Annotated in this window: 19 protein-coding genes; 10 read left to right on the forward strand and 9 right to left on the reverse strand. The window is 56.0% G+C overall.

Annotation, left to right across the window (positions count from 1 at the left end; translation table 11 throughout):
- Positions 1 to 9: 9 nt before the first annotated feature.
- Entirely contained in the window at positions 10 to 1443 is a 1434-nt protein-coding gene (locus tag CSTAT_RS02780; protein ID WP_083640618.1) for a PspC domain-containing protein, read from the reverse strand.
- A 113-nt stretch (positions 1444 to 1556) separates the two neighbouring features.
- Here CSTAT_RS02780 and CSTAT_RS02785 point away from each other — a divergent pair, with 113 nt between their 5' ends.
- The 4 genes from CSTAT_RS02785 (at position 1557) to CSTAT_RS02800 (ending at position 6076) form a co-directional block, all read left to right on the forward strand.
- A complete protein-coding gene (locus CSTAT_RS02785; RefSeq protein ID WP_075722395.1) occupies positions 1557 to 2747 on the forward strand; it encodes an ATP-binding protein in 1191 nt (396 codons plus the stop codon).
- A gap of 60 nt (positions 2748 to 2807) precedes the next feature.
- Positions 2808 to 3494, forward strand: coding sequence for a response regulator (locus CSTAT_RS02790; protein WP_066792495.1), 687 nt, complete (start codon positions 2808 to 2810; stop codon positions 3492 to 3494).
- Between the two features lie 195 nt (positions 3495 to 3689).
- Entirely contained in the window at positions 3690 to 4430 is a 741-nt protein-coding gene (locus tag CSTAT_RS02795; protein WP_075722396.1) for a hypothetical protein, read from the forward strand.
- Entirely contained in the window at positions 4427 to 6076 is a 1650-nt protein-coding gene (locus CSTAT_RS02800; protein WP_075722397.1) for a Y-family DNA polymerase, read from the forward strand. The genes CSTAT_RS02795 and CSTAT_RS02800 overlap by 4 nt, the downstream gene beginning before the upstream one ends.
- Before the next feature lie 10 nt (positions 6077 to 6086).
- On the opposite strand, the gene CSTAT_RS02805 is transcribed toward CSTAT_RS02800, so the two are convergent.
- Positions 6087 to 6647 (reverse strand): AMIN-like domain-containing (lipo)protein, encoded by a 561-nt coding sequence (locus tag CSTAT_RS02805; RefSeq protein WP_075723769.1) that lies wholly within the window; start codon positions 6645 to 6647, stop codon positions 6087 to 6089.
- A gap of 91 nt (positions 6648 to 6738) precedes the next feature.
- On the opposite strand from CSTAT_RS02805, the gene CSTAT_RS02810 reads away from it, so the two are divergent.
- On the forward strand, positions 6739 to 7629 hold the full coding sequence (locus CSTAT_RS02810; RefSeq protein ID WP_075722398.1) for a sucrase ferredoxin: 891 nt from the start codon (positions 6739 to 6741) through the stop codon (positions 7627 to 7629).
- On the opposite strand, the gene CSTAT_RS02815 is transcribed toward CSTAT_RS02810, so the two are convergent.
- The 3 genes from CSTAT_RS02815 to CSTAT_RS02825 form a co-directional block, all read right to left on the reverse strand.
- The gene (locus tag CSTAT_RS02815; protein ID WP_066792498.1) at positions 7616 to 8296 is read right to left on the reverse strand and encodes a methionine ABC transporter permease; all 681 of its coding nucleotides are present in this window, start codon (positions 8294 to 8296) and stop codon (positions 7616 to 7618) included. The two genes, CSTAT_RS02810 and CSTAT_RS02815, sit on opposite strands and share 14 nt — an antisense overlap.
- Positions 8293 to 9321: a methionine ABC transporter ATP-binding protein gene (locus CSTAT_RS02820; protein WP_105323371.1), complete on the reverse strand. Its 1029-nt coding sequence runs from the start codon at positions 9319 to 9321 to the stop codon at positions 8293 to 8295. Before CSTAT_RS02820 ends, CSTAT_RS02815 begins: the two co-directional genes overlap by 4 nt.
- Positions 9322 to 9397: 76 nt before the next feature.
- Entirely contained in the window at positions 9398 to 10300 is a 903-nt protein-coding gene (locus CSTAT_RS02825; RefSeq protein ID WP_075722399.1) for a MetQ/NlpA family ABC transporter substrate-binding protein, read from the reverse strand.
- Positions 10301 to 10601: 301 nt separating this feature from the next.
- On the opposite strand from CSTAT_RS02825, the gene CSTAT_RS02830 reads away from it, so the two are divergent.
- On the forward strand, positions 10602 to 13739 hold the full coding sequence (locus CSTAT_RS02830; protein WP_075722400.1) for an error-prone DNA polymerase: 3138 nt from the start codon (positions 10602 to 10604) through the stop codon (positions 13737 to 13739).
- Between the two features lie 101 nt (positions 13740 to 13840).
- Here the strand turns inward: CSTAT_RS02830 and CSTAT_RS02835 are convergent, their stop codons facing one another.
- Complete coding sequence (locus CSTAT_RS02835; RefSeq protein WP_075723770.1) at positions 13841 to 14980, reverse strand: HNH endonuclease; 1140 nt, start codon at positions 14978 to 14980, stop codon at positions 13841 to 13843.
- A gap of 222 nt (positions 14981 to 15202) precedes the next feature.
- Here CSTAT_RS02835 and CSTAT_RS02840 point away from each other — a divergent pair, with 222 nt between their 5' ends.
- Both CSTAT_RS02840 and CSTAT_RS02845 read left to right on the forward strand, forming a co-directional pair.
- A complete protein-coding gene (locus tag CSTAT_RS02840; protein WP_244892880.1) occupies positions 15203 to 15682 on the forward strand; it encodes a PH domain-containing protein in 480 nt (159 codons plus the stop codon).
- Positions 15679 to 17166, forward strand: coding sequence for a PH domain-containing protein (locus tag CSTAT_RS02845; protein WP_075722401.1), 1488 nt, complete (start codon positions 15679 to 15681; stop codon positions 17164 to 17166). The genes CSTAT_RS02840 and CSTAT_RS02845 overlap by 4 nt, the downstream gene beginning before the upstream one ends.
- A 5-nt stretch (positions 17167 to 17171) precedes the next feature.
- On the opposite strand, the gene CSTAT_RS02850 is transcribed toward CSTAT_RS02845, so the two are convergent.
- The 3 genes from CSTAT_RS02850 to CSTAT_RS02860 all read right to left on the reverse strand — a co-directional run bounded on the left by CSTAT_RS02850 (position 17172) and on the right by CSTAT_RS02860 (position 18298).
- Positions 17172 to 17471: an addiction module antidote protein gene (locus CSTAT_RS02850; RefSeq protein ID WP_075722402.1), complete on the reverse strand. Its 300-nt coding sequence runs from the start codon at positions 17469 to 17471 to the stop codon at positions 17172 to 17174.
- Positions 17472 to 17571: 100 nt separating this feature from the next.
- Positions 17572 to 17772: a type II toxin-antitoxin system RelE/ParE family toxin gene (locus CSTAT_RS13770; RefSeq protein WP_244892881.1), complete on the reverse strand. Its 201-nt coding sequence runs from the start codon at positions 17770 to 17772 to the stop codon at positions 17572 to 17574.
- A 58-nt stretch (positions 17773 to 17830) separates the two neighbouring features.
- Positions 17831 to 18298, reverse strand: coding sequence for a tRNA (cytidine(34)-2'-O)-methyltransferase (locus CSTAT_RS02860; protein WP_025387122.1), 468 nt, complete (start codon positions 18296 to 18298; stop codon positions 17831 to 17833).
- A 23-nt stretch (positions 18299 to 18321) separates the two neighbouring features.
- Here CSTAT_RS02860 and CSTAT_RS02865 point away from each other — a divergent pair, with 23 nt between their 5' ends.
- Together CSTAT_RS02865 and CSTAT_RS02870 are read left to right on the forward strand one after the other, a co-directional pair.
- Positions 18322 to 19167: a bifunctional methylenetetrahydrofolate dehydrogenase/methenyltetrahydrofolate cyclohydrolase gene (locus CSTAT_RS02865; protein WP_006821417.1), complete on the forward strand. Its 846-nt coding sequence runs from the start codon at positions 18322 to 18324 to the stop codon at positions 19165 to 19167.
- A gap of 23 nt (positions 19168 to 19190) precedes the next feature.
- Entirely contained in the window at positions 19191 to 19508 is a 318-nt protein-coding gene (locus CSTAT_RS02870; RefSeq protein WP_066792504.1) for a DUF3017 domain-containing protein, read from the forward strand.
- The last annotated feature ends 3 nt before the right edge of the window (positions 19509 to 19511 follow it).

The raw sequence follows: 19511 nt of genomic DNA on the forward strand, positions 1-19511 counted from the left end.
TAGAGCTAGTTAACGGCCAGTGTTGGTGAGAGCCTTGTCGGCTTCCTCGCTCATGAAGCCATAATCAATGGTGGTGGTGCCGATACCGGCGTCGATATCGATGGTGAGCTTGGCATCATCGTGGTGTAGTTCAACACAGTTGCTTTGACCAATCCCAGAATCACATGTCACATTGACCGGAGTATTTTCTGGCAGATCCAGGTTGATTGCACCGATACCGCCATCGATGGTGACGGTGCGGTTCTCGGTCATGTTATCTAAGCCCTCAGTCTGTGAGAGGTCGAGGGTAAAAGTGCCGATTCCCATGTCGTAAACATCTGTGAGGGCTGCTTCATTGGCTGGAGTATATGAGCTCGTTCCCCAGTTCGAAGAAGTCCAACTTGGGCTATTAGCTGTGAGACCGAAGGCGAGCACGATGCCGCCGATAATTAGACCCCATACCGCGATAACCGCGCTGATGATGCCGAGTACACGACCCCAGCGACGCTTCTTCTTCGGCTGTGGCTCCTGCACAATCGGATCTGGGTCAGGCAAGTGCCAGGTATCAGGTGCCGCGCCTAGCGGATCCCAGGCCGGTGGGGTGGTGCGGCCATCGGGGAAGGGGTAGCCATCGATAGGCTCGAACATCGACAAGTCAATGTGCTCATCCCGTGGTGGCTCGGCGTGCTGTTGCGGGGTAGCCAGCAAACCTGCCGGTGCGTCCGGGCGACGTTTGTGCAGCAAGTACCAGCCACCGACACCGGCCGCGATAGGTAGCAGCATGGTCAGCGAACTCGAGGAGAAAATCAGCGGAAGGATAAAGCCTACAGCGAAGATAATCGCCAGGGTCATGCCCAAGGACTTCTCCGAAGTGGATTTACCATCAGAATTTTTTGGAAGGTCCTTCTTCTCTCCAAAGGCATCCTCAAAAGGTGAGGTGGTCTTGGAGTAGCGCGGCATGAACATCCACGCCAGCAGGTACAGGGCAATCGAACCGCCCCAGCAAAAGGCCGTGACGACGAAGACAACGCGAACCAGGGTGGGATCTATCTGATAGCGAACCGCGATGCCCTCGGCCACACCGGCAATCTTGCCGCCGCCACCTTGATCGGATGGCAGGCGTACTGGGCGTGATGCCCACATTTCTTTGAACTGCTTCTTTACGTCATCGAAGGTGGTCTTGGGGGCATCGCTAAGCGATGCGTTATCATCGCCCTGCTTATCTGACTTTGGGCTCTCTGACCGCATCTCAGTGAAAGCAGAAGTGATGCTGTCTTTGGCTTCAGTAAAAGCATTGGTGATTTCTTCCATGAAATCAGGCTGTGGCTTTTTACCGTTCGCGCTTGTTTGGGTGCTGTCCGCTTGCGCGTTGTCCGAAAGATTCGATGGTTTCTTGTACGGATTGGATTGGGATGATGCTCCGTGGGCATCTGGGCCGTATGGGGAAGGCTCGTAGGAAGTCATGAGTTAATTATCAAATCCACAGCAAAAAATTACTATCGGGGACTGCCCTGATCTTTTTGATTCAGGGTTCTCCCCGATACCCTCGGGGGCATTGGCCGTGCCACAATAAAGCCATGACCACTCCTGCGCCTTATGCAACTGCTGAGCGCCCTGAACCATATCCACGCTTAAAACGTGCCTCTGATGGCAGCGTGGTGGCGGGCGTCGCTTCTGGTGTGTCCGCACACCTGAATGTGGATGTGCTTCTTGTCCGTTTAGTCTTTGCGGTAGCGGCTTTGGCTTCTGGCGTGGGCTTGTTCGTCTATGCCGGGTTGTGGATGCTGGTTAAAGCTGGCGATGTTTACCCTGTTACCGGTGCATTTAGCGACCGTTTCGCGGGGAAGCTGCCGCGCGGTGTCAACAGCTTAATTATTGCTTTTGCCATTGTGGGGCCAATTCTCTTTGCCACTCTGGGCGCGGGATTGTCCCTGTTTGCCCTGCTGCCGCTGATTATCGTGGCAGTTGGTGCTTTCTTAGCGTGGCGTGCCTATGACCGCGGGCTCAGCGGTACCACCGGCATTATTAGCGTGGTCTCTGGTGCGGTGCTGGTCTTTTCCGGCGTGCTATTTATGGTCTTAAGCTGGCAGGGCAATGATTCTTTCGGCTCTGCTGTGTTGGCTGTCGTGCTGACCTTAGGCGGTATCGGTGCGCTGGTGGTACCGCTGGGCATTCGCATGTGGAATCAACTCAGTGAGCAACAAGCGGCGAAGGCAGCGTCCGATGAGCGCGCGGAGATTGCCTCGCGTTTACATGATTCGGTGCTGCAGACCCTCGCTCTGATACAAAAGCGTGCCGATGACCCCCAGGAAGTCGCACGCCTCGCCCGCGGGCAAGAGCGTGAGTTGCGCGGCTGGTTGTTTGATTCGGAAGAAAAGACCTCGCAATCTGTCTTTGCCGCATTAGATACTGCCTGCGGTGAGGTTGAGGATCTGTTTGGTATTTCAATTCGCCCGGTGACCGTCGGCGAAGACATCCCGCTGGCGGAAGACACCAAACTTACGGTGATGGCCGCGCGCGAAGCTATGGTCAATGCCGGCAAGCATGCCGGTGTGGATTCCGTTGATGTCTACGCCGAGCACCTCGCCGGCGAGCTTTCTATTTTCGTTCGCGATCGCGGCGCAGGTTTTGATTCGGAGGCTGTTCCCGAAGACCGCCACGGTATCCGCGATTCCATCGTGGAACGCATGAACCGCATCGGCGGCACGGCGAAGATTAAGTCCACTCCAGGTGAGGGCACCGAGGTCACCCTCACCATCGCGAGTTAAAGGTTTTTTATTTTTATGCTTCGAGGGAGCGTCGTTTAGCTGCCGTGTAACCTTGTGAACATGGTGAATGTCTTTCTGGTTGATGACCATTCCGTATTCCGTGCCGGGGTGCGTGCTGAACTAGGAAATGCTGAAGGTATTTCCATCGTTGGTGATGCCGGCACGGTAGCTGAAGCAACCAGTGGAATTACAGAAACCAACCCAGATGTCGTGCTTTTGGACGTGCACATGCCAGATGGTGGGGGACTGGCGGTGCTGAGCAATATCACCAAAGCGCAGCTAGGTGAAGATGGTCCGAAGTTTCTCGCGCTATCAGTCTCTGATGCAGCAGAAGATGTTATCGCGTTGATTCGGGCTGGCGCGCGTGGGTACGTAACCAAGAATATTGGCGGTGCGGAACTCGCAGAGGCTATTGAGCGGGTCCATAGCGGCGATGCGTATTTCTCCCCACGGCTGGCAGGTTTTGTCCTCGATGCCTTTGCCTCCGGTGAGCCGGCACCCGACCCAGCGGGTGGTCCGGACTCGGAACCAGAACCAATTTCAGATCCGGTCGTGGATGCACTTACGCGCCGCGAGCTCGAAGTGCTGCGGCTTTTGGCACGTGGCTATACCTACCGCGAAATTGGTCAAGAGCTGTTTATTTCAATCAAGACGGTGGAAACGCACGCCTCGAACATCTTGCGCAAGACGCAGCAGTCGAACCGCTATCAGCTCACGCGCTGGGCAGCGGATAGGGACTTGGATTAGTCCTAGCCGTTTTGGGGATTTTTATGGGTAAAAATCCCTTTGTTCTGCCCTTATTGCAAAAGGGCGGGATAGTTATAGGGTAGTTTTGTGCAGTTTTAGGCTGCTTTTAATGGCATTGAAAAGTGTTCGATTACCCTACCAGCGTTTTCGAACATATAGTTGCAATGTGTCCGTTGCAGGTTGCATACTAATACCGTGAATCAAACAAGTGTTCGCTACGGTGGGATTGAAGGATCTTCTGCCGTTGACCTGGAGGGCCTCAGTCGCAGTGAGTGTGTTGCTGCGCTGCGCTCGCGTATGGCCGCACTTGGATCTGGGCAGGCGCCGGAAATTGAAGAATCCGCAGATGAAGACGTTATTTCTGTGCCTACAGGGCTTACTTCTGTACTGCCGGGAGGTGGCATTCCGCGGCGGCAGGTGATGTCGTTGTCTAATTCGCCGGCGCTGGCGGTCGAGATTATTTCGCACGTTACCGCCGCTGGCGGGCATGTTGCGGTGGTTGGATGGCCAGAATTGCTGCTCGCACAGGTTGTCGAACAAGGGGATTTATCGCGCGTGGTGACTATCCCGGACCCGGGTGCTGATCCCTGGAGCATTACTGGCGTATTAGTCGAAGGCATGGACGTGGTGTTTCACCACGGCGCGCCGGTGGAACTTAGCCCCGCGCGGGCACGGCCACTCTTGGCCAGGCTGCGCGCTGGGCAAGCGGCTTTGGTCACCATCGATGCGCGATTGCCGGGCACCTCGTTACACATGGACGCGAATGTGGTGGGCTATCACGGGATTGGTCGTGGCACCGGAAGAATCCGGGGCGTTGATATTGCGGTGCGGACAGAAGCGAAAGGCATGCGCCCGAAGTCCACAACAATTTTCTGCGGGAAGCAGGCAAGTACGCCACGGCCGGATAGACCACGTCCAAAGCTGAGGGCAGTATGAGTGATGGACAACCTCGTATTGCAGCCCCGCGCATTGCAGCGCTGTGGTTTCCGGACTGGCCCATTCAAGCTGCGCAGATTGAAGATTCCTCGCTGACAGGTGCCATCATTGTGGTGCGGCACCACCATGTGGATGTGTGCAACCGCGCGGCCCGGGCGGCCGGGGTCAAGCGCGGGATGCGGTTGCGGCAGGCGCAAGCCATTTGCAGTGAAGCCACGGTGGTGGAAGCCAATGAGGACCGTGATGGCGCGCTGTTTGCGGTCATCGCTAGCTCTTTGGATGATGTGGCTTCGTCGGTGGAGGTGTTGCGCCCGGGGCTGGTTATCGTCGATGCCGGTGCGGCGGAGCGGTTCCACGGTGCAAAGGCCATGGAGATGCTCATTGACTCCGTTGCGCGCCAGGGGGTGGACACTACGGTAGGTGTCGCGGATGAAATCGCTACGGCGATCATTGCCGCGCGAGATCAGGAAACAGGACAGGTAGTAGCTCGTGGGGCTTCTAAAGATTACTTATCGATGCAACCTGTCTCCGTATTATCCGCCGAAACCGCATTGGGGATTCCGCATGAGTTAGTACAGCAGTTTCAGCAGCTGGGCCTGCGGAGATTAGGCGATGTGGCGAATTTGCCCCTGCACCAGGTGGTCAACCGTTTCGGGCCACCGGGTGCGCGGGTGCATGACATCGTGACCGCACGTGCGGATCGGAAAGTTGCGCCTGAGGAAGCGCGCAGTGACCTGTCTGTCGCGGTGATTCCTGCGGACCCAATTGCGCGCGTGGACTCGGCGGCTTTCGCCGCGCGCCAGTTGGCGGCGAAATTACATGAAAAGCTCGCGGCTGCAGGCGTGGTGTGTCTGCGGTTGAAAATCCGCGCGGAGTTTAATCGTGGGCAGGCGCTCGAGCGTATCTGGCGCACGCGCGAAGCATTAAGCGAGGATGCCACGGCAGACCGCGTGCGCTGGCAGCTCGACGGTTGGCTCACCGCTGCGCGGGCAGCGGACGCAGGAGCGGCAGATGGGCATCCCGCAGACGATGCCGAGTCTGAGGGTGCCGGCATCATTGAGCTGTCTTTGGAACCGATGGAAACCAGCGCGCCAGATTTCATTGGCCAGTTGTGGGGCAGCGGTAGCTCCGATGAGCATGTTAAAAGGGCTATCTCTCGTGTGCAGTCGACGCTGGGCACGGATAAAGTCCTGCAGCCCTGGGCAGCCGGTGGCCGGGGAGTGGCAGAGCGGGTGGATTTTGTGCCCTATGGCGATGAAACCCCACAGAAGGGCGACAAACTGTGGCCCGGGCAGATTCCAGGGCCTTTGCCGGCTCGTCGTGGCGGAGGGCCACAGCACCCCGCGTCACGCATTCGGCTTATCGATGCCACCGCGAAAGACGTCGTCGTCACCGCTGAGGCAGTGCTGTCCTCGGTGCCTTATGCCATCGGCTGGGGCAAGCATCGCTACAAGGTGGTGGGCTGGGCAGGGCCGTGGCCTGTCGATACCTTCTGGTGGCAGCCACAAAACGCAGAGGCCGCAGAAAACCCACGGCGGGTGGCGCGGTTGCAACTGGTGGGCAAGGCCGAAAATGAGCCCTATGAAAGGGCGTGGTTATTGCAGTGGGTCGCGGGGCAGTGGAGAGTGGAAGCTACCTATAGTTAGCTACCTACAGCTAACGCAGGATATCGATGACGATGCGCTTGGGGTCTTCTAAAACCTGTACCGAATAGGGGCGGGCTTCATCCAGGCAGATGAAAAACTGCGAGCGCCCCTCATAGGTGCCGGTGCTGATGACCTGGGAGATGAATCCATCCTGGCTGGAAACGGTATGAAGCTCCGGGTCTTCCATGTTGAGCTCATGCGGGTAGACGGTGCCATCGATATTGACGTTAAGCGTGGTACGCCCATCGTGTTGCACGAGTGCGCCAGAGCCTTGCTGCATGGGCTTATCCGTGTAATCAATAAACCAGCCCGGATCGCCATTGCCGTCTAGATCTAGAACCACGCGCTCAAAGCTGTCGTGAATCCCAAGACGGACATCAGTAACTAGCAGCTGGGCAGGTTTATTGGGACGCGAGGTTTTCATCGCGATATTGGTATCGCCCAGCGGAGAGATCCCCGATTTGGTAGACGCCGCCATGGTGACTTGGTCTTTGCCCTCCACGCTGCATGCACAAAGCGTCAGTGATGTTGTAAGCAGCAACGCTGGCACCACGCGGAGGGATTTATTCATGAGAAATACAATAATCGGTAATGCAAAGGATTGCGAACTTTCTAGTACCAAATTTTCTTAATGCTTTTGACCACCTAGGTAGAGTGAAAATATGACTTTCTGTTCTGATGTTCAAGGCGAGCCGCTTGCAGGAAGCGCGAAGCAAGGCCGCGCCTATGTGCTATTTGAGTGGCCTGGTGGGTGGTCCCGTGACGTGTTAGACGGCAAGACCTTTTCTAAAGATCTCACATCGGCGCTGAAAAGAAAGCTCAAGGAAGCAGGAAAGGGCGCTGGCCTGCAGCTTATTCGCCGCCCCGGCCGCGCGGGACGCGATGTCGGCCAGCTGCACCGCTGCTATTTAGTCTGGGCTGAGCAAGAAATCATGGAATTAGTACTGCTGGAAGACCCGGAAGAAATCCTTACTCTGGATTTGTCGGGGCCGGGTAAAAATGGCGCCGAGGTCATCGATAAGCCTGTGCTTTTAGTCTGTGCCCATGGCAAGCGCGATGTCTGCTGCGCGGTCAAAGGTCGCCCGCTGGCCGCCGAGCTCAGTGAGCATTTTGGTGAAGGCCTCGTCTGGGAAGCCTCGCACATGAAAGGCCACCGTTTTGCCGCCGTGAGTTTGCTGATGCCCTGGGCTTATTCCTTCGGCCGCCTAAACGCAGAGGCCGGCAAGCAGCTGGTTGAGGCAGCACTAAAGAAAGAATATTTCTTCCCCGGTAACCGCGGCAATGGCCAGCTGGCACCGCGCGCCCAGGTCGCAGAGCTAGCGGTGGCGCAGCAGCTTATCGATGCCTCCGAGACCCTCCACTACGGCGACCTTACCGTGGTCGATGAGGAGCCGAAAGGCAAAGACCATCAGCCCGTGGAAGTAACCCACGTAGACGGTCGCAGCTGGCGCGTGGAGCTAAAGAAAAAGGAAGTCCCTGGTGTTATCTCCTCGTGTGGAGACAAACCAAAGACTTCCTCAGTCTGGGTGGCTGCGCGAGTTATCGGCGCATGATCTTGGCAGATAGCCAGTTGCCGAAGAACTGTGCAGCCTGAACCAGGACGATGATGATAAGGGTTGCTACCAGGGTGACTTCCCACTCGAAGGCTCGGTAGCCGTAGACAATCGCGAAGTCACCCAGCCCGCCGCCGCCGACGTAGCCGGCCATCGCGGACATATCAACCACACCGATGAATAGGAAGGTGTAGCCCAAGACCAGTGGGCCAAGTGCTTCAGGGATGATGACGGTGGTGATGATTCGCCACGGACCTGCACCCATGGCGCGAGCAGCTTCAATCACGCCAGGGTCAATGGCGACCAGGTTTTGCTCAACGATACGAGCAACCGCAAAGGTCGCGGCGATAGCCATGACGAATGTTGCGGGGTTGCGGCCAATCGACGTGCCCATCACAGCCAAGGTGACTGGCTGGACAAAGGCGAGCAAGATGATGAACGGAATCGGGCGAACAAAGTTCACCAGCACGTTCAACACGGTGTAAACCACGCGGTTTTTCAAGATACCCGAAGGTCGCGTGGTGTAGAGCAAAATACCAATAAACAACCCCAAAATGCCCGCCACCAGCATGGTGACAATGACCATGATGAGGGTGTCTTGGATAGCGGTGGTTAAAGTGCTGCCCAGGCGATCCCAGTCGGCTTCTGCCAGATAGTTGATGTTCATCGGGTGATCTCCTGAATATCGGTCGTGGCGTTCAAGGTGTTGTAGAAGTTCTGGATTGCAGCCTGTGGGCCGTTAAGGCGAACAGTCATCTTGCCAAAGGAATGCTTTTGCAGCGTGGTCACACCACCGTGGACGATGGAGATATTAACGCCGGCGTTGCGAGCATCGGCAGCCGCGCCAAAGAAGCCGGAGTCCTCAGCCAACTCGATGGTGAACAGGCGGCCATCATAAGCCAGCAAGTCATCGGCTTCGACTTGGTCAGGAGTATTACGCAGCGAGGTAGCCACGAAACTTTGCGCCACGGAAGTCTGCGGATTGGAGAAGACCTCATAGATAGAGCCCTGTTCCACGACGACACCGTTTTCCATCACCGCAACTTTGTCAGCGATAGAACGAACAACTTCCATCTCGTGAGTAATCACCACGATGGTGATGCCGAATTCCTTGTTGACTTCACGCAGAAGCTCGAGCACCTCCTTGGTGGTGGAGGGGTCAAGGGCGGAGGTGGCTTCATCGGCAAGCAATAGCGTCGGGTTGGTAGCCAACGCACGAGCGATACCCACGCGCTGCTTCTGGCCGCCTGAAAGCTGCTCCGGGTAGTTGCCGCCACGGTCAGCCAGACCAACGAAGTCCAGAAGCTCAGCCACGCGCTTTTTACGCTCAGCCTTACCCATGCCCTGCAGCTTGAGTGGATACTCAATATTGCCCGCTGCCGTGCGTGAGGTAAACAGGTTGAACTGTTGGAAAATCATACCGATATTCTTACGAATTCCGCGCAATTTAGACTCCGGCATCTTCGCGATGTCGGTGCCGTCCAGTAACACGCTGCCCGAAGACGGCTGATCCAGTCCATTAATCATGCGCACCAGCGTGGACTTACCGGCACCGGAATAGCCGATAATGCCCATGATTTCGCCTGCCTCAACGGTCAGCGAAACATTGTCTAGTGCTTTAATCTCAGCTTTTTTCTGTTTGAAAACCTTGGTGAGATTGCGGAATTCTACCCGCGTTCCAACAGTGCTCATGGCTTTACTCATTTCAGTTGGAAACCCCGTCAAGCGCGATTCGCCGACGGGGTGTTCGATGTGTACTTAAGAAATCTTAGCTGTTGCGCTCTGCTTCTTCGAGGCGGTCCAAGATTTCTTGCAGCTCTTCCTGAGTGCGCTCTACCTGAACGGAAGTGCCCTTGGCATCTTCATCGACAGCAGCCTGGACTTCTGGGGAGTGCCAGAGTTCAGCCAACTTCTTGATGGTCTCGTTGTCTGCGTCTTCTGCGCGGACTACGAAAGCGTTGATGTAAGGCTCAGCCTCTGGGGAGTTTGGATCGTCTTGGAAGACAGCCAGGTTAGGGTCAATGCCTGCGCGGTCTAAGAAGGAGTTGTTGATGATTGCTGGGGTGCCCTCGCCGTAAGCGGATGGGGTCTGTGCAGCGTCAACTGGGGTGATCTGAACCTTGGAAGCCTCGGTGTCGATGTCAGCTGGGGTTGGGGTAACCAGACCCTCTTCCTTCAAGGTGATCAGGTCAGCCTGGACCAGAACGTTGATGGCGCGACCCTGGTTGGATGGGTCATTCGGGATAGCGATGGATTCGCCCTCAATGCCGTCGATGGAGTCGTGGTCCTTCCAAAACAGTGCCAAAGGAATGATTTCGGTGGCCACGATTGGGGTCAGATCCGAGTCGTTGCCGACGTTGTACTCAGCCAGGAACTTCAGGTGCTGGAAGTTGTTGGTGTCCAGCTGGCCCTGTTCCAAAGCCTGGTTAGGGGTGGAGTAGTCAGCGAAGTTCTCGATTTCGATATCGATGCCTTCAGCTTCAGCTGCCTCTTCCAGCGCAGCCCATGCCTTCTTGGCGGCATCGGTGGTGCCTACGCGGATTGGGCCGTCTTGCTCTGCGGACTCGGAATCGCCGGAAGCGGAGTCGGAGGAATCAGAGGAGCAGGCAACCAGGCCAGTTGCAGCGATAACTGCTGCCGAGGTAGCGGCTAGTACGCGACGAATCTGCATGTTTATTACGTCTTTCTTTTCAAAACGGAGGTTGTGGTAACAGGGATTATTGGTTTATTGCTGGATTGAAATTAACAACTAGCGAACCGCTTTGTCTATTCGACGTTTTATTCACGATGGTTGAAATAGGTGTTTTCGCTGCCTGTAACCAGCTTATATAGCAATTTTCACGCTGCTGAATATTAATAGACCGCACTGTTTCTCGGTACTTTTTGCTAAGGCGCCTGCTGGCTGTCACGAAAAGGCTGCTCGTTTCTTGGCGATTAGAACAGGCGTTCGTATCGGGTGTAGTGTTTTCGCTATGAGGTTCAACGGCGGAAGTCAGCTGTCTTGGTCGCGCATTGAAAGGATTTTATCCGGCCGGCTAGGACCTACTCCCGTGCGGGTTTATGACGATTCGCCACAGCTTATCGACGCCACCCCGCGCCGCCCTAAGACTCAATCTCAAGTACCTTTTGCGGAACTACATGCCATCTCATGCTACTCCTTCTTGGCCGGTGCTTCCGAACCGGAAGAGATGGTGGATAGGGCAGTTGAACTGGGGTTAGAAGCTTTAGCGGTGGTGGATCGTGATGGCTTTTATGGCCTGATGAAATTTGCTGAAGCTGCCGCTTTGCGTGGGCTGCCGACGGTCTATGGAGTGGAGCTGTCCATCGGCAAAGGTCTGCTTGCGATCGCGCGTGGGCCAGAAGGGTATCGGCGTCTATCGCGACTGGTGGCGCAGGCGCGGATGGCGACGGGTGAAAAAGATGAAGTGCGTTATCCTCCGCTTGCGGAAGTTGCCGAACACTTAGGCGAGGAGTGCGTCATTGTCGTTGGGTATGAGTGGGCCGATGAGGTTGATGGGCTGATAGCGGATTTCGGCGCTGAGAATGTGGTGCTGGAATACGCTGCGACGCTAAGACCAGAAGATACTGACCACCACGACATAGTAGATGCCATGCGCGCGCGACATCAGCTGTGCGCGATTGCTACCGCGCTGCCGGCTGCCGCGACGCGAAAGGATGCGCGCCTGGCTGCGGCAAAGCACGCGCTTTTTCGCCGGGAGTCTTTGGAACAAGCAGAATCTACCCAACACCCCATGGGGGCGCAGTGGCTGCGCTCAGGCGAGCAGATGCGCATGCTTATGCCCGACCGCGCTGAGGAAATCGCCTTTACTGTTGAGCTTGCCCGAGCATGCGCCTTTACCTGGGATGCACTCGCCCCGAATCTACCGCACTGCGGGGTACCCGAAGGCTTTGATGAGATGAGCTGGCTACGCGAGATGGTCGCCCAGCGTGCCCCGCGGCGATACCGCGCGCACCCAAAGTCGTGGAACAAGGCGAAGAGGCAGATTGAGCATGAGCTGGGGGTCATCGAAAAGCTAGGCTTTCCCGGCTATTTCCTGATTGTCACCGATATCGTGGATTTTTGTTCCCGCAACAGTATCTTGTGCCAAGGCCGTGGCTCTGCGGCGAACTCCGTGGTGTGTTTTGTCCTCGGCATTACTAATGCAGAGCCGATTTCCGCGCAGCTGCTGTTTGAACGTTTCCTTTCCCCGGACCGCGATGGCCCGCCCGATATTGATGTTGATATCGAATCCGGTCGCCGGGAAGAAGTCATCCAGTACGTCTATGATTTCTACGGCCGCGACCGTGCGGCGCAGGTAGCGAATGTGATTACCTACCGCCGCAAGGGTGCGCTTCGCGATGCCGCGCGTGCCTTGGGCTACCCACAAGGCGCCGGCGATGCGTGGTCGAAAGGTATTGCGGATCCTCCCGAAGACGTCTCCCACCTCGCCGAGCAATTTCGTGGCCAGCCGCGACATTTAGGTATTCACTCGGGCGGCATGGTCTTATGCGACCGCCCGATTGCCGATGTCGTGCCCATGGAGTGGGCGCGCATGGATAATCGTTCGGTGCTGCAGTGGGATAAAGACGACTGTGCCGCAGCCGGGCTGGTGAAATTCGACCTGCTGGGCTTAGGCATGCTCGAAGCTATTCACCACATGGTGGACTTGGTGAAAGAAACCCGCGGCAAGACCATCAATCTCTGGGAGCTGGACCTTGCGGACCCGGAGGTTTACGCGATGTTGTCGCGTGCCGATGCCGTGGGTGTCTTCCAAGTCGAATCCCGCGCGCAGCTAGCAACCCTGCCGCGTCTTAAACCCCGCCGCTTTTTTGACCTAGTGGTGGAAGTTGCCCTGATTCGTCCCGGCCCCATCCAAGGTGGTTCGGTGCACCCGTATCTGCGCCGACGCAATGGGGAAGAAGAGGTGAGCTATGACCATCCGGTGTTGGAGAAGTCCTTGGGTAAGACCTTAGGTATTCCGCTGTTTCAGGAACAACTGATGCAGATTGCTGTCGATGCCGCCGGCTTTACCGGCGCCGAAGCCGACGAGCTACGCCGCGCGATGGGGTCGAAACGCTCCCCAGAGCGTATGGATGCCTTGCGCCAGCGCTTTTTTACTGGTTTGTGGGAGACCAACCAGATTGAGGGCGAGGTCGCCTTGACCTTGTGGAATAAGATTGTGGCGTTTGCGGCCTATGGCTTCCCCGAATCGCACGCGCAGTCTTTTGCCTCCCTGGTGTATTTCTCGGCATGGTTTAAGCACTATTACCCGGCGGAGTTCTGCGTGGGTTTGCTGCGCGCGCAGCCCATGGGGTTTTACTCGCCGCAGTCGCTTATTCAGGATGCCCGTCGGCATGGGGTGCGCATTTTGCCTGTCGATGTCAACGCCTCTGGCACCGAGGCTCGCCTCGAAGCGCACTCAGATGGTGCTTTTGCCATTCGCGTAGGCCTCAACCTTGTGCAAGGACTGAGCAAAGTCACTGATCGGATTGAAGAGAATGCGCCGTATAAGGACATGGCGGATTTAGCGCGCCGGGCTGATTTGAACACGGCGAATTTGGAGGCACTGGCAAAAGCGGGCGCGTTGGATTGCTTTGGGCTAAGTCGCCGGCAAGCGTTATGGAATGCGCGCGTGGCGGCAACGGAACGTGAGGGCATGCTGCCGGGGCTAACTATTACTGAAGCACCCGCGCTGCCCGGGATGAGCCTGATGGAGCTGGTTGCCACCGACATTTCCTCGACGGGTGTTACGCATAATCTGCAACCGATGCAGCTGATTCGCCCGCCGGGCGTGTTAACCGCGGCGGAGCTCAAGACTGCTGAGGACGGCTCGCGTATTCGCGTGGCGGGCATCGTCACGCACCGGCAGCGCCCGCAGACCGCGAGCGGTGTGACCTTTTTCGGCCTCGAAGATGAAACCGGGCTGATTAATGTGATGGTGACCCCGGGACTGTGGAAGCGCAACAAGGTCGTCGCACGCACGGCAAAGGCTTTGGTGATTCGCGGAATTGTTTCTAATGCCAATGGCGCAGCAACAGTTACTGCCGACAAATTGGAAGCACTTGATGTGGGCAGTTTCTTCTCACGCGGCAGCCGAGATTTCCACTAGACGTGCGAAGGATTCGCGCTTTCGGGAAAAGAGATCGCCGAATTGGCTAACTAGCCCGGTTGACTAGTTAGCTTTCGCTAGCTGCGGGGATCGCCCTGGTTTTAGATGAGGTTCATCGCTCCCATGCTGCTCACGTGGTGCGTATTGCCCACAAGCTTTCCGCCTGGGGTCTGCAGGCGGACTTTGCCGCGGTGGCGTCGCATTCTTCCGCGGCTCGGCTTCCCTTTTCCTCGCTTATTTTTTCTTTTCTGTGACCCGGGATTAGCCGGGTCACCGTCGTCGTTGACGCCGTTGTGGTACTTACACAGCATCGTCAGGTTCGAGGGTTTGGTGTGTCCGCCGTGTTTGTGGGCGTCGATGTGGTGGACCTGGCATCTATCGGCTGGTACGTTGCAGTCCGGCCATGGGCACACGAGGTTCTCTGCCATGGCGAGAGTGCGAAGTTTGTCTGATGCGAATCGGGCTTCGTACAAGTTCACCGGTCCGGCGGTGGGGTGGAAGAGCCCGACGTAGAGTTTGTCGCCGAGTGCGCCTTCCATTGCGGCGTTAATGAACTCAGAGCCCGTCATGGTCGTACCGTCGGAAAGAGCAACAACGACGTCCTCGCCTTTGTCGCAAGAGACTTTCGCGAAATCATCGAGACCAATGGCAATCACGGTGCGGTATTCAGGGCGGATAAGCCCGGTGCCGGTGCCTTCGATGAGGTCCCAGAAAGGCTCCAGTAGGGCTTCGGAGCGTGGCTGGTCTTCATCTGTGATCGCAGCATCAAGCGTCTTTTCTAAATCAGTAATACGGCGCTGCGTATCGGTAATACTAATAGTGCGCAGGCCGTCTACAACCCGGCCAAGGCGCACCCCGGGTTTCTTTTTGGTGTCGCCGCCTTCTTCGGTGACGCGTTTCTTAGCGTAGGCTTCGACTTCTTCGAAGGTGCCCTCAAACGCGATAAGCTCGGCACGCAGCTTCCATGCGGCGCCGCGGGTGTTGAGTTTCTTGGCGTGTTTGTTGACCATTTCTAAGTATTCGAGGCTTAATTGCCTTGCTTCAGCAAGAGCTACTGAATCGCGCTGCACCTTGGGAGAATCAGCAGGACCAAAGAAAACTGTGGCTAGCCGGGTGTATTTTCGCGCCGTGTTCAGTGGCATTAGGCCATCGGCTAAGTCATAAGGGGAGCACTCGTAAACATCGCGGAGGATGGTTATTCCGCTGGTGTAGAAGAGTTTTATTATTTGTTGTCCGTTCATAACTTCGACACTAAAACGCGAACGCAAGTCCACGCTAGGGCAAGACAAAAAACCTGTGGATAACTACGTTGACGCGTCACGCAACAGCCAAAGTTATCCACAGGAAGCCCATTTATGGAGGAATTGAGAGTAGTTTGGAGACTTCTGGGGCTGCCACGCACGACCACAAGGAGACACTTTCCTATCGCGGGGCAGTAGGGAATTCCACTAGGGTGGGGCTTTATGAACTCACGCGATGTCGTACCCGATGGCATGAATCCGGTATCCAGGAAACTGATCAAAGCACGTTATATTGTCAATCTTTCTTGGATGGCGTTTTTTACAATTGCAGCGGGCGTCGCGGGGTATTTTTTGCACTGGTCCTTTTATATTATCGCCGGTGTCTTTGTCGCGTTGATTCTATGGCTGTTGTGGCTCATTCCTTCCCAGGTCAAACTCATGGGCTGGCAAGAAACTGATGATGAGCTGCTGATTACTAAGGGCCGTTTGTGGCACAGGTTTACCGTCGTGCCCTATGGCCGTATTCAATTCGTGGATGTTTCCTCCGGACCCATTGCACGCATGTATGGATTGAAAGCCGTCAAACTGCACACCGCATCAGCTGGCACCGATGCGACCGTCAAAGGCCTCGAGGCAGATACCGCCGATGCTCTGCGTGAGCGCTTGGCCGATAAGGCGCGCGAGAGGATGAGCGGTCTATGAGCCACGACTTTGAAGAAGAACGTAGTGAGGCTCCCGAAGACGTTGCGGTGATCGATGCAGATGCCGCACCTGCCGATGCAGGCTACCGGCGGGTACACCGCCTAACCCCGTTGCTGCGCTTTTGGTCGGTAATTCTGGCCATGATCACGGTCTTTGTTTTGCAGGTAAATCTGGAAGTGCTGGGTGATATCTACGCTTTCTTCAACGATGGTCACTTAGGTGAAGCAATGCGGGGTACTGCCATTGCGGTGGGCGGTTTTATTCTGCTGTGCCTGATTTTGTGGTTTGTTTCTGGTATCTGGTGGCGGCGCTTAGGATTCAAGCTTGGAGAAGAAGAAATTTCTTTGCGGCGGGGAGTGCTATCGAAGTCACTGCGCTCTGCCCGTTATGACCGCACGCAGGCTGTCGACGTGGTAGAAAATCTCATCGCGCGCATCTTTGGCCTGGCGGCGGTGCGCGTGGAAACTGCCGGCGGTACCTCGTCAGCGATTGAAATCGCTTACCTGAAGAAATCCGAAGCGGAAGATTTACGCTTGGAAGTCCTTGCTCATGTGCATGGCGTCGTCGAGGCAGCGCTTGACGATGAACCAGAGCAAACCAACGAAGCGCAAATCAACCCAGATATTGTCCCCGAGATTCCTATTTGGCGGTCAATCGCGGCGGCAACTTTGCGCGCCACCACGATTTTTACCGTGGCTTTTGTCGTCGTCATTATCGTCACCCCGGTGCCGTTGAGCACTGTTGTTCCGATTCTGGTCGGTATCGTCCCCTCCGTGTGGGGACTGTTGGATTCTTCCTGGCGTTTTAATGCACAGGTCAACGAGGAAGAAAATACGCTCAATATTGCCTACGGTTTAGCCGACCGTCGCCGGCAATCCATCCGCATTGAACGTATTCACGGGGTGCGCATTACCCAGCCGCTGTTGTGGCGGTTCTTTGGTTGGTACGAAGTCAATGTCTCAGTAGCAGGCTATGGACAAGCCAGCGGTGGCAAACAATCTGGTTCCACGCGCATCCTTCCCGTCGGCAGTAGGGATTTGGCGCTGACATTATTTGAACGCGTGAGTGACTTAACCGCAGAACAAATCGCGACGTACGCACAGCCCGAAGGGCATACACAGGCCGATTTCACTTCGCCACAGCGTGCGGTCTGGTCGTCGCCGCTGGACCATACTAAGCAAGCGGTTACGCTGCTTGACGATGACACCATCGCCATCGCGCACGCAGGCCGGATCAACCGTCGAGTAATCGCGGTGACTACCTCGCACATCCAAGAGCTGACCTTTAAAGCAGGACCAATTCGTCAGATGCTGCGCTTAGGCACCGTGAGGTTTGAGATGGTCGCAGGTCCTGCCACCTTAGCGGGAGAAGACTTAGAATTTACTGCCTGCGTGGAAATAATGGATAGGCTTCGTGCCCGCAAGCTTCCCGCCATGACATCCGCCAGCCAACCCACCATCGCCGAAGTCGAAGACAAGGAATAAGCGGGTTAAGCCGCTTCGAAACGGATCTTGAGCCCAAGCGCGTGAGCAACCTTGATAATGGTGCTCAGGCTTGGATTTCCGTCTTCGCCAAGAGACTTGTACAGACCCTCTCTGCTCATGCCAGATTGGCGGGCAATCTCGCTAAAGTTTCGCGAGCGGGCGATATATCCCAAAACTCGCTTGATTGCTGCTGAGTCATCACCGTCTTCTTCGAGAGTTGCCTCAAGATACGCAGCAATGTCCTCTGCTGTATTGAGGTAGTTGGCTGGGTCCAATGGCATGAACGTTTCATCAAGAGTGCTCATGATTGATTTCCCTTCTGATTTCGCCATGTTTCGGCAATTACTAGCGCTGTCTTAATGTCTTCTTTTTGAGTTGATTTATCTCCACCGGTTAGTAAGAGAATCAGCCTGTCTTGTTCACGAATGAAATACACCTATATCCAGGGCCTAAGTTGATGCGTAGCTCTGAAATCCCCATTCCAACGGGTTTAATATCGCCAGGATTACCCGCGGCCAAACGTTCGATAGGTTTCAATATTCGAGCTGCAGCCTGGCGATCCTTTAGTTTTCTCAGCCAGTTGTCGAACGATGAGGAAGTGCTCACTTCAACCAGGGTGCCAACTGTAGTTCACGACTGGATGGTGGGCAAGGGATATCAGTGCCTAGACGCCGCCAGGAAAACCTAGTTGGCGCCAGGCTTCGTACACTGCGGTAGAGGCGGCGTTGGATAAATTCATCGAGCGGCGCGCGGGGACCATCGGGATGCGAACCTCTTCGGTGATACGGGGATGCGCCAGGTGTTCGGCGGGCAAACCACTTGGTTCGGTGCCGAAAAGTAGTATGTCCCCGTCGGTGTATTCGACATCACTGAACCATTTAGTTGCAGAGGTTGTAAACGCGAATACCCGCGCGCCGGGCAACGCTTCCATGCACGCGTCAAAGTCGGCGTGGATTTTTAGATCTGCCAGGTCATGGTAGTCAAGGCCTGCGCGTTTGAGGTGCTTATCGTCAAAGTTAAAGCCCAGTGGTTCCACCAAGTGCAGCTTGGCGCCAGTCACCGCTGCGGTGCGGATGGCGTTGCCAGTATTAGTGGGAATGACAGGATTATCGAACACGATGTGTAACGGCATAACCATAAGTTTAAGATGGGTGCATGACTGCAACCACTTTGGATGGAAAACTGTACCGCGCCGAGCTATTTGAAGACCTCAAAAAGCGAGTTGCCGCACTGGATAAGCAGCCAGGGCTGGCCACCGTTTTGGTAGGTGAAGATCCAGGTTCACACTCTTATGTGAAGATGAAGCACCGCGATTGCGAAGAACTTGGAATCGCGTCGATTCGTAAAGACCTGCCAGAAGACACCACCCAGGAAGAGCTTGAAGCAGTCATTGCGGAGCTCAACGCCGATGACAATGTCACCGGCTACATCGTCCAGCTGCCGCTGCCGAAGCATCTCAACGAAAACCGCATCCTGGAATTGATTGACCCGGAAAAAGATGCTGACGGTCTGCACCCGGTAAACCTCGGCAAGCTGGTCCTCAACGAGGACGCACCACTGCCATGTACGCCAAATGGCTGCATTTCTTTGCTGCGTCGCTACAACGTTGAAATTGACGGCGCCAAAGTGGTTGTCATCGGCCGCGGCGTGACCGTGGGCCGCCCAATCGGTTTGATGCTCACCCGCCGCAGCGAAAATGCCACGGTGACCCTGTGCCACACCGGTACTAAGGATCTGAAGGCAGAAACCTTGGAAGCTGACATCATCATCGCTGCAGCAGGCAAGCCACACATGCTCACCGCCGACATGGTCAAAGAAGGCGCAGCTATCTTGGACGTGGGAGTCTCGCGTGTCGATGGCAAACTTGCCGGCGACGTACACCCTGACGTGTGGGAAAAGGCCGGATTTATCTCTCCGAACCCAGGTGGCGTGGGCCCATTGACCCGTACCTTCCTGGTTTCTAATATCGTCGAGCGCGCAGAGCAGCTCGCAGCCAAGTAGCTCAAAGTAAAGCCCGTAAGAATATGCTGTCAGTGTCGAACCCGCACGATATCCACGTGAAGCCTTCGCCTTTACCAGGCTGGCTACAGTGGGTATTTATCGCGCTGTTTGGCCTCGGCGTTGTGGCTTCCGGCGTGATGAGCCTGATGGAGCATTGGCGCCGCGCTACTTTCCTGTTAGGCGCCGCCATGATTTGGCTCGCAGTCGTGCGCAGAACCTGTGATTCTGACCGGGTAGGCGTATTCGCCGTGCGCTCGCGCCGATTCGACATGGCATTTTCTACTGCCCTCGGCGCAGCGCTTGTGTGGCTCTCAGCTTCGGTGGATGCCCTCGGAAGCTAATGC

The sequence above is a fragment of the Corynebacterium stationis genome (assembly GCF_001941345.1).
Lineage (GTDB): Bacteria > Actinomycetota > Actinomycetes > Mycobacteriales > Mycobacteriaceae > Corynebacterium > Corynebacterium stationis.

What these genes read in the sequence shown, in the direction of transcription:
- CSTAT_RS02780 (WP_083640618.1), bottom strand. Translation starts at nt 1,443, where the DNA reads ATGACTTCCTACGAGCCTTCCCCATACGGCCCAGATGCCCACGGAGCA.
- CSTAT_RS02865 (WP_006821417.1), top strand. Translation starts at nt 18,322, where the DNA reads ATGACTGCAACCACTTTGGATGGAAAACTGTACCGCGCCGAGCTATTT.
- CSTAT_RS02835 (WP_075723770.1), bottom strand. Translation starts at nt 14,980, where the DNA reads ATGAACGGACAACAAATAATAAAACTCTTCTACACCAGCGGAATAACC.
- CSTAT_RS02840 (WP_244892880.1), top strand. Translation starts at nt 15,203, where the DNA reads ATGAACTCACGCGATGTCGTACCCGATGGCATGAATCCGGTATCCAGG.
- CSTAT_RS02800 (WP_075722397.1), top strand. Translation starts at nt 4,427, where the DNA reads ATGAGTGATGGACAACCTCGTATTGCAGCCCCGCGCATTGCAGCGCTG.
- CSTAT_RS02790 (WP_066792495.1), top strand. Translation starts at nt 2,808, where the DNA reads ATGGTGAATGTCTTTCTGGTTGATGACCATTCCGTATTCCGTGCCGGG.
- CSTAT_RS02820 (WP_105323371.1), bottom strand. Translation starts at nt 9,321, where the DNA reads ATGAGCACTGTTGGAACGCGGGTAGAATTCCGCAATCTCACCAAGGTT.
- CSTAT_RS02810 (WP_075722398.1), top strand. Translation starts at nt 6,739, where the DNA reads ATGACTTTCTGTTCTGATGTTCAAGGCGAGCCGCTTGCAGGAAGCGCG.
- CSTAT_RS02860 (WP_025387122.1), bottom strand. Translation starts at nt 18,298, where the DNA reads ATGCCGTTACACATCGTGTTCGATAATCCTGTCATTCCCACTAATACT.
- CSTAT_RS02805 (WP_075723769.1), bottom strand. Translation starts at nt 6,647, where the DNA reads ATGAATAAATCCCTCCGCGTGGTGCCAGCGTTGCTGCTTACAACATCA.
- CSTAT_RS02830 (WP_075722400.1), top strand. Translation starts at nt 10,602, where the DNA reads ATGAGGTTCAACGGCGGAAGTCAGCTGTCTTGGTCGCGCATTGAAAGG.
- CSTAT_RS02845 (WP_075722401.1), top strand. Translation starts at nt 15,679, where the DNA reads ATGAGCCACGACTTTGAAGAAGAACGTAGTGAGGCTCCCGAAGACGTT.
- CSTAT_RS02825 (WP_075722399.1), bottom strand. Translation starts at nt 10,300, where the DNA reads ATGCAGATTCGTCGCGTACTAGCCGCTACCTCGGCAGCAGTTATCGCT.
- CSTAT_RS02785 (WP_075722395.1), top strand. Translation starts at nt 1,557, where the DNA reads ATGACCACTCCTGCGCCTTATGCAACTGCTGAGCGCCCTGAACCATAT.
- CSTAT_RS02870 (WP_066792504.1), top strand. Translation starts at nt 19,191, where the DNA reads ATGCTGTCAGTGTCGAACCCGCACGATATCCACGTGAAGCCTTCGCCT.
- CSTAT_RS02815 (WP_066792498.1), bottom strand. Translation starts at nt 8,296, where the DNA reads ATGAACATCAACTATCTGGCAGAAGCCGACTGGGATCGCCTGGGCAGC.
- CSTAT_RS02850 (WP_075722402.1), bottom strand. Translation starts at nt 17,471, where the DNA reads ATGAGCACTCTTGATGAAACGTTCATGCCATTGGACCCAGCCAACTAC.